This is a genomic window from Limnohabitans radicicola, from assembly GCF_014837235.1.
In the GTDB taxonomy this organism is placed as follows: domain Bacteria; phylum Pseudomonadota; class Gammaproteobacteria; order Burkholderiales; family Burkholderiaceae_C; genus Limnohabitans_A; species Limnohabitans_A radicicola.
The window spans coordinates 43,718-51,201 of sequence record NZ_JACYFT010000005.1; the positions used below are offsets into that span (position 1 = coordinate 43,718).

Genomic DNA, 7,484 nt, shown 5'->3' on the forward strand with positions numbered 1-7,484 from the left:
ATGAATGAAGAAGTGGCGTGTACCGATGTTCCGTTACACACGGACACGATTTTGTAGTAAAACTAGATTTCTGACCCGTAGGGAAAAACCCTAGATTCAATGGATTTGCTTAAATTTCAGGCAATTCAATGGGCTTATTTGCAGTTTTGTTGCGTTGATGAGACGGTTCAGGTTTTTGTGTTGTAATGAAATTACATATTGATTTGCTGTTTTGTAGTCGCGGAGTGGGGTGAGGGCGAGCGCTGCGAGAGAATGATGAGCCCTATCGGGTCTGACAATCAAAAGGTGCGGTATTCCGATACAAGCAGGTTACGAAAATCAGGCATGGTTCAGTTCAGGCGCTTGTTTCTGATGACAATCTCTGCCAGGAGAAAAAACCATGACCCTCGCGTTCTACCCCACCAAATACTGGACCGTGCTGGCGGCTTTGCTCGGCAGCATGCTGTTCACCAGCGCTGTGCATGCGCAAGGCACCGTGCGCCCGGAGGTTCACAAGCCGCTGTCCGCTGCCCAGGAAGCGCTCAAAAACAACCAGGCCGATGCCGCCTTGAAGTTGTCGGCTGATGCCTTGGCTGTTCCTGATCTCACTGCAGTGGAGCGCAACGCCATCTTGCGCACGCGCGCTGTGGCCGCCACCCGCGCCCAAAACTGGGACTTGGTCATCGAGTCGCTCGAGCCGCTGGTGGTGCAGCCCGAGATCGCTGTGGCAGACAAGCGCCCCATGTTGGAGACCTTGGTCAGTGCCAGTCAGCAAAAGAAAGATTACCCCCGCCTGGTCAAGTGGGCGCGCCAGTACCTGCAGGACGGCGGCCCCAATGCTTCGATGCGCACCGTCATGATCCAGGTGTTGGCGGTCACGGGGCAGCATGCCGAGGTGGTCAAGGAAATGCAGGAGAAGATGCGCCTGGACGAGGCTGCAGGCAAGAAGACCGCCGAAGAAGAGTTGCGCATGTTGGCGGTCAGCTACCGCCAACTCAAGGACAACGCGGGTTACCAGGCCACCTTGCGCAAGCTGTTGATCGCTTACCCCAGCAAGGCGTATTGGTCTGAGACGATCAGTCGCTTGGCGCAGACGCCGGGCCTGAACCAGCGGCTGGAGCTGGACCTGTACCGCTTGCTGGAGGAGTCCGGTAACCTGGAAGAGGCCGACGAATTCACCGACATGGCCCAGATGGCCTTGCGTGCAGGCTTGCCCGCCGAGGCGCAACGCGTGCTGGCCAAGGGGTATGAAAAAGGTGCCTTGGGCAAGGGGGCTGAAGCGGCTGCGCATGCCAAGCTCAAAGCCGAGGCCCAGAAGAAAGCCCAGGAAGACGACAAGCTGTTTCCTCAGCTCGAAAAGTCGGCCAAGGACGGCAACACCCTGGCCGGCGTGGGTGATGTGCACGCTTCCAAGCAGAATTGGGCAGCGGCCAATGCCGCATACGCACTGGCGCTGGCAGCAGGAGGTTTGCGCCGCGAGCAGGAGTTCCGCTTGCACTACGGGATCAGCCTGATCAAGGCGGGACAAAAAGAGCAGGGTTTGCAGCAACTGCAGGCTGTGCAGGGCGATGCGACCGCGGTGGAGATTGCCACCCTTTGGCAACTGCTGGCACGCTGAAGCTTGGGGATAAGGCGGTCCCGGTCAAGTTGTATCGGGTCAAGAAGGGCTGCTGTGCGGCCCTTTTTTAATGGGATTGGCAAGTCTTCGGGTTTTTGCTGTTGCAAACGATTGCATAATCGTTTAAATTGCTTTGCAAATTGACTGCAAACTTTGTTTCTGCACAAACACCTATGTCCAATCTTTCGACACCGTTGAGTCCACCGCGCTTGAGCATGGGGCAGATCCTCCAGATGAACGTGGGCTTTCTGGGGCTGCAATTCAGTTTTGGCTTGCAGCAAAGCAGCATGGGGCCGATCTACAGCTATCTGGGGGCCGATGAGGCGTCCTTGCCACTGTTGTCATTGGCGGGCCCTGTGACGGGTCTGTTGGTGCAGCCCATTGTGGGGGCCATGAGCGACCGGACGGCCTCGCGCTGGGGGCGGCGCACACCTTATTTCTTGATCGGTGCCATTTTGTGCTCGCTCAGCCTGTTTGCCATGCCTTACAGCTCGGCGCTGTGGATGGCTGCCAGCTTGCTGTGGATTCTGGATGCTGCCAACAACATCACCATGGAGCCCTACAGGGCCTATGTGGGTGACCGTTTACCCAAAGACCAGCACCCTGCGGGCTACATCATCCAGAGCGCATTCACAGGCCTGGCCCAGACCTTGGCCTATTTATCGCCAGCGCTGCTGGTCTGGCTGGGCATGAGCAAGGATGCGGTGGGGGGCAACCACATCCCGCAATTCATTTTCTGGTCGTTCATGTTCGGTGCCCTCATTTCCGTGACCACGATCTTCTGGTCGATCTGGCGCGTGCCTGAGCTGCCGCTGACCCCAGAGCAATTGACGCGCATCCAGGCGCAAAAACAGGGCTTCGGTGCCACGTTGCGCGAAATCTGGGACGCCATCAAGGAGATGCCCGTGCCCATGCGGCAAATGGCCTGGATGAAACTGTTCCAGTGGATGGCCATGGGCTGGTATTGGCAGTATGTGACCTATGCCATTTCGAGATCCTTGTTTGGTACGTCCGACGCGGGCAGCGAGGGATTTCGGGATGCGGTGCTGATCAACAGCCAGGTGGGGGCATTCTTCAACGTGGTGTCGTTCATCACGGCACTGTTCATGGTGCGTTACACGCAACGTTTCGGCGCGGCCAAAGTGCATGCGTTTTGTCTGGTCATGTCGGGCTTGGGCATGCTGCTCTTGCCACACCTGACGGCAGAGGTGGTGGCTGCATGGTGGCCTGCCTCGATGGCTTCGCTCATGCCAAAGTTGGCCTCCGAGTACTGGCTGTTTTTGCCTGCGGTGGGGGTGGGCCTGGGCTGGGCCAGCATCATGGGCAACCCCTATGTCATGCTGGCGCGCAGCGTGCCGCCTGAGCGCACAGGCGTGTACATGGGCATCTTCAACATGTTCATCGTGATCCCGCTGATGCTGGGCGGTTTCATTGTCAGCCAGCTCTACAACCGTGTCTTTGCGGGAGACCCCCGTTATGTGCTGATGACCGCAGGCGTGCTGATGCTGCTGGCGGCACTGGCCACATTGCGCGTCAAGGTGCCTGAAGGCGACGTGCCCGCCATGGCCCCAGCAGGCGCTGGGCATTGATTGAGCGCTTCCACCCAACCCATAACAAATCTGACTTCGAGAAAAATGAAAAACCAGGTTCAACTGATCACTTATGTTGACCGCTTTGGCGGCAAAGATTTGACGCAACTGCGCGAGCTGCTGACCGGGCCACTCAAGGGTGTTTTTGGGGGCGTGCATTTGCTGCCGTTCTTCTACAAGATCGATGGAGCGGACGCCGGATTTGACCCGATCGACCACACCCGCGTGGACGACCGCCTGGGCGACTGGAGCCATGTGCGCCAGTTGGCGCAAGAGCACGATGTGATGGCCGATGTGATCGTCAACCACATGTCTTCCGAGTCGCCCCAGTTTCTGGACTACTCGAAAAAAGGTTCGACCTCTGAATACGACGGCCTGTTCCTGACCATGGAGTCGGTGTTTCCAAATGGGGCCACTGAGCAGGACTTCTTGAATGTCTACCGCCCCCGGCCCGGCATGCCGTTCACGGTGACCACGCTGGCCAATGGTGAGCGCCGCTTGCTGTGGACGACGTTCACTTCCCAGCAGATCGACATCGATGTGCATCACCCTGCGGGCAAGGCGTATCTGGACTCCATCCTCCAATCGCTGTCGGACAGTGGCGTGACCATGGTGCGTCTGGATGCTGTGGGTTATGCGATCAAGAAGGCAGGCAAAAACTGTTTCATGATGCCCGAGACCTTTGAGTTCATTGGCGAGTTCGCAGCCCGTGCGCGTGAGCTGGGCTTGGAGGTGCTGGTGGAAATCCACTCCTACTACAAGCGTCAAATCGAGATTGCCAAGAAAGTGGACTGGGTGTACGACTTCGCTTTGCCGCCCCTTGTGCTGCATGCGCTGGAGTTTGGTCGCAGCGGCCCCTTGCTCAACTGGCTGGGCCAGCGCCCCAACAACGCAGTGACCGTGCTCGACACGCACGACGGCATTGGCATCATTGACATTGGCGCAGACGCTGCAGACCGGGCGGGCAACCCGGGGCTGGTGCCCCCGCACGAGCTGGACGAACTGGTCGAGCGCATGCACCGCAATTCCCAAGGTCAAAGCCGCAAAGCCACGGGCGCTGCCGCCTCCAACCTGGACCTGTACCAGGTCAACTGCACCTTCTTTGACGCCTTGGCGCGCAACGAGTCGGCCTATCTGGTGGCGCGTGCCATTCAGTTCTTTGTGCCCGGCATTCCACAGGTGTATTACGTGGGCTTGTTGGCGGGCCACAACGACATGGCCTTGCTCGAGCGCACCCAGGTGGGCCGCGACATCAACCGCCATTACTACCCCCGCGCTGAAGTGCTGGAGGCCATGGAAACCCCGGTGGTTTCGCGCCTGATCGAGCTCATCCGTTTGCGCAATGCGCATCCGGCTTTCAACGGTCAGTTCAGCAGCGCAGCGCCTGCAGAACACCAGCTGGTGATGACGTGGACGGCGGGCGAGCATTTCGCGCGACTGGAAGTGGATCTGAAGGCCAAGACGGGGGTGATCAGTTGCTCTGACATGCTTGGTGAGCGACGGTTCATGTTGGACTGACGTTTAAATCACACCGATAAAAAAAGCCGGAGAGTTTCTCCGGCTTTTTTATTTCATGTAGTCAAAAAAAGACCGCCCTAAGGCGGTCATGAGGTGGACCTTGAAGAAGACCGACCAACGTTGCAGCTGGTCGGTTTCAGTGCGATCAGAAGGTGTACTTCAGACCGGCCTTAGCAGAGCGGCCGTTGATCGAACGTGCAGCCATGCGGCCGTCGTTGATTTCGGTGTAGCCAATCGTGTTGCTCAGGTTGTAAACGCCGAAGGTGGCCAGCAGGTCTTTGCTGATGGCGTAGTTGGCGAATGCATTGACCACGGTGTACGCAGGCAGAGTGGCTTCATACGGAGTGCCTTGTGCATCCTTGGCGCTGGATGATCCAACGATGGCAGCACCCACTGTGAATGCACCAGCGGTGTAAGTTGGGCTCAACTGATAGACCACTTTGGCTTGACGGTTTGGTGTCAGGCCGCTGCTCACGATTTTGGCGTCAGTCAAGGTGATGCCGCCGTTCACGCGGAAAGCACCCATTTTGTAGCCGGCTTCGATTTCCAAACCCTTGGCATCGTACTTGTTAGCGGTGCTCTTCTGGGTGGTTGCATCGTAGTTGCTCTCGTCGGTCTTGGCCTGGAACAGGGTAACGAAGGTGCTCAAGTTTCCATCGCGCATCTTGACGCCGCCTTCGTATTGCTGCACGGTGTTGATTGGCACAACACCAGCGCCACCTGCCATAGGCACAGCAGCGGAGCCGAACATGATGCGGTCTGCGTTGAATGCAACGCCTTCGCTCACGCGGGCAAACACAGCCAGATCTTTGTTCAGCTGGTAGTTCGCACCCACGGAGTAAGAAGTGTGATTCTTCTTGTAATCGATGGCTTGTGCTTTACCAGCTTGGAACTGGTTGCTCACAGCTTGGTTGTAGCTGCCTGTGGCCACTTGGCTGTCTTGACGGATACTGCCGTCAATCGACAGAGCACCTTTTTCCCAGCCGATCACAGCATAAGGCGATGTGGTGCGGTAAGTAGCATCGATGGCGCGTGTGCAGCAACCGCCCCAAACGTCTGTGCCCAGAGCAACAGCACCATAGCTGTTGGTCGTGCTGTTGGACAGCAGTGCAGGGTTGTTGTCGGTGGCTTGCATCAAGTACTGGTTAAAGTTCCAGGTCAGGCCCACTTTCTGAACGTTCATGAACAGACCGAAGGTGGTGTTCAGCTTGGCGCCATCGGCTTGTGCGAACGATTTGCTCAGCTTGACATCGTTTGTTGTGCTGCCCATGTCATCCATGGATGTGTTGAACACGGTGTTGGTGAATGCGTTGCCGACGTATGCTTTGCCTGCATTGGGGCCCGTAGCGTACTTGGTGCCTGCGGGTGCGGCTGCCACATCGTTGGCTGGGAACAAGCCGATGAAGCGGCCCGAATTGGACGAGCTGCGGAATTTTTCGCTCAATTTCCAGCCATCGGCCAGTTTGAGTTCGGTTTCCACGCCAAATGAGTTCTGCTTCACGCGCAGACCATCGTTGACATCAGTGCCCACCATGGTGTTGTTTTTGGTGAGTGTGTAGTCTTTGACCCAGTAAGGAGAGTACATGGATGCCTTGCGGGGGTCGATGCCTGCCAGTTCGCTGACCTTACCATTTGAAATTTTGACAGGCACGGGCATGAACAATGGAGACTGGTCATCCAGGTGCTTGAAGCTAAAGCGCACATAGCCGTTGTCCAGCTCTTGTGTGATGTTGCCTTTGATCTGACCACCTTGTGTGCTGTTGGCCGAAGCGTTCCGGGGACCTTGACCTTGATGTGTGTAACCGCCGATGAAGAAGCGGGTCTTGTCGCTGAGTTTGCCGCTGTAGTCGAAATCCAGACGTTTTTCATCGTATCCCAGGCCGGTGGTCACGCCGATGCTTCCACCGGGTTCTTCACCTGTCTTACTGATGAAGTTGATGATGCCGCCAGGGGAGTTGGTGGCCAGTGTGGATGCCGAACCACCGCGGACCACTTCCAGGCGCTCCAGGCTGTTGTCTGCGCGCAGGAACATGTCAGGTGTGGCAAAGGCCACATCGCCGAACAGCAGTACAGGCAGGCCGTCTTCCTGGAATTGGACGTAACGCGAGCCACCGGCCGAAATGGGCAGGCCGCGCACGGTCACGTTGGCATTACCGCCACCGCCGCTGGATTCGGCGCGGATGCCGGGCACTGTGCGCAGGATGTCCGATGCGTTGGTGGGTTGGCTTTGCAGAACTTGCTCGACGCCAACAGTTGACACCGAGTTGGATTGCTTCATTTTGCTGGCACCTGTCGCAGTGCCGGTGACCACCACTTCGTCCAGTTTAAGGGTGTCATTGCTGGATTGAGCATGGGCAATACCCATCTGCACAACGGTCAGCGCTACGGCTGCGGCCACTTTGGTAGGGGCAATTTTTTGGATTTTCATTGGATAGTCTCCAGAACATTGAAACGATTGCAATGGGCAAGAGTCCCGTTTGCAAGATGGAATCCCAGAAGAGAACAGGTTGTTTTCAACCGAGGACGAAGTGCATTATGCGAAGAAATGAAAACGTTTGCAATTGATGTGAAATTCAAATCACTGAATGAATGTGTGTTTGAGTCTGTTTTCTCCTAGGAAAATTGGAAAATTTCGGTAGTTTCCCTAGTGTCACAAGTGCGCAACAACAATCGGCTGTAAGATTGACACAAGAGTTAGGGCTTTCCCTATATGGCCAGGACGCGGGATGCATGTATGATGCAAACGATTGCAAATCAATCCAGATAAATAAAGGAGTAGC

Annotated in this window: 4 protein-coding genes; 3 read left to right on the plus strand and 1 reads right to left on the minus strand. The window is 56.6% G+C overall.

Annotated features, from left to right (window positions below; genetic code table 11):
* Positions 1 to 379 precede the first annotated feature (379 nt).
* The 3 genes from IC609_RS15600 to gtfA all read left to right on the plus strand — a co-directional run bounded on the left by IC609_RS15600 (position 380) and on the right by gtfA (position 4,704).
* Entirely contained in the window at positions 380 to 1,597 is a 1,218-nt protein-coding gene (locus IC609_RS15600) for a tetratricopeptide repeat protein (RefSeq protein ID WP_191820447.1), read from the plus strand.
* A gap of 215 nt (positions 1,598 to 1,812) precedes the next feature.
* Entirely contained in the window at positions 1,813 to 3,186 is a 1,374-nt protein-coding gene (locus tag IC609_RS15605; RefSeq protein WP_225224256.1) for an MFS transporter, read from the plus strand.
* 45 nt (positions 3,187 to 3,231) lie between these two features.
* Positions 3,232 to 4,704 carry a sucrose phosphorylase gene (gtfA, locus tag IC609_RS15610; RefSeq protein WP_191820449.1) on the plus strand — a complete coding sequence of 491 codons (1,473 nt, stop codon included), beginning with the start codon at positions 3,232 to 3,234 and terminating at the stop codon, positions 4,702 to 4,704.
* 145 nt (positions 4,705 to 4,849) lie between these two features.
* Here gtfA and IC609_RS15615 read toward each other — a convergent pair whose 3' ends face one another.
* Complete coding sequence (locus tag IC609_RS15615) at positions 4,850 to 7,132, minus strand: TonB-dependent receptor domain-containing protein (RefSeq protein WP_191820450.1); 2,283 nt, start codon at positions 7,130 to 7,132, stop codon at positions 4,850 to 4,852.
* Positions 7,133 to 7,484: the final 352 nt, after the last annotated feature.

Excerpts from the sequence above, each read along its gene's own strand:
- IC609_RS15600 (WP_191820447.1), top strand. The coding sequence starts at position 380 with ATGACCCTCGCGTTCTACCCCACCAAATACTGGACCGTGCTGGCGGCT.
- IC609_RS15605 (WP_225224256.1), top strand. The coding sequence starts at position 1,813 with ATGGGGCAGATCCTCCAGATGAACGTGGGCTTTCTGGGGCTGCAATTC.
- gtfA (WP_191820449.1), top strand. The coding sequence starts at position 3,232 with ATGAAAAACCAGGTTCAACTGATCACTTATGTTGACCGCTTTGGCGGC.
- IC609_RS15615 (WP_191820450.1), bottom strand. The coding sequence starts at position 7,132 with ATGAAAATCCAAAAAATTGCCCCTACCAAAGTGGCCGCAGCCGTAGCG.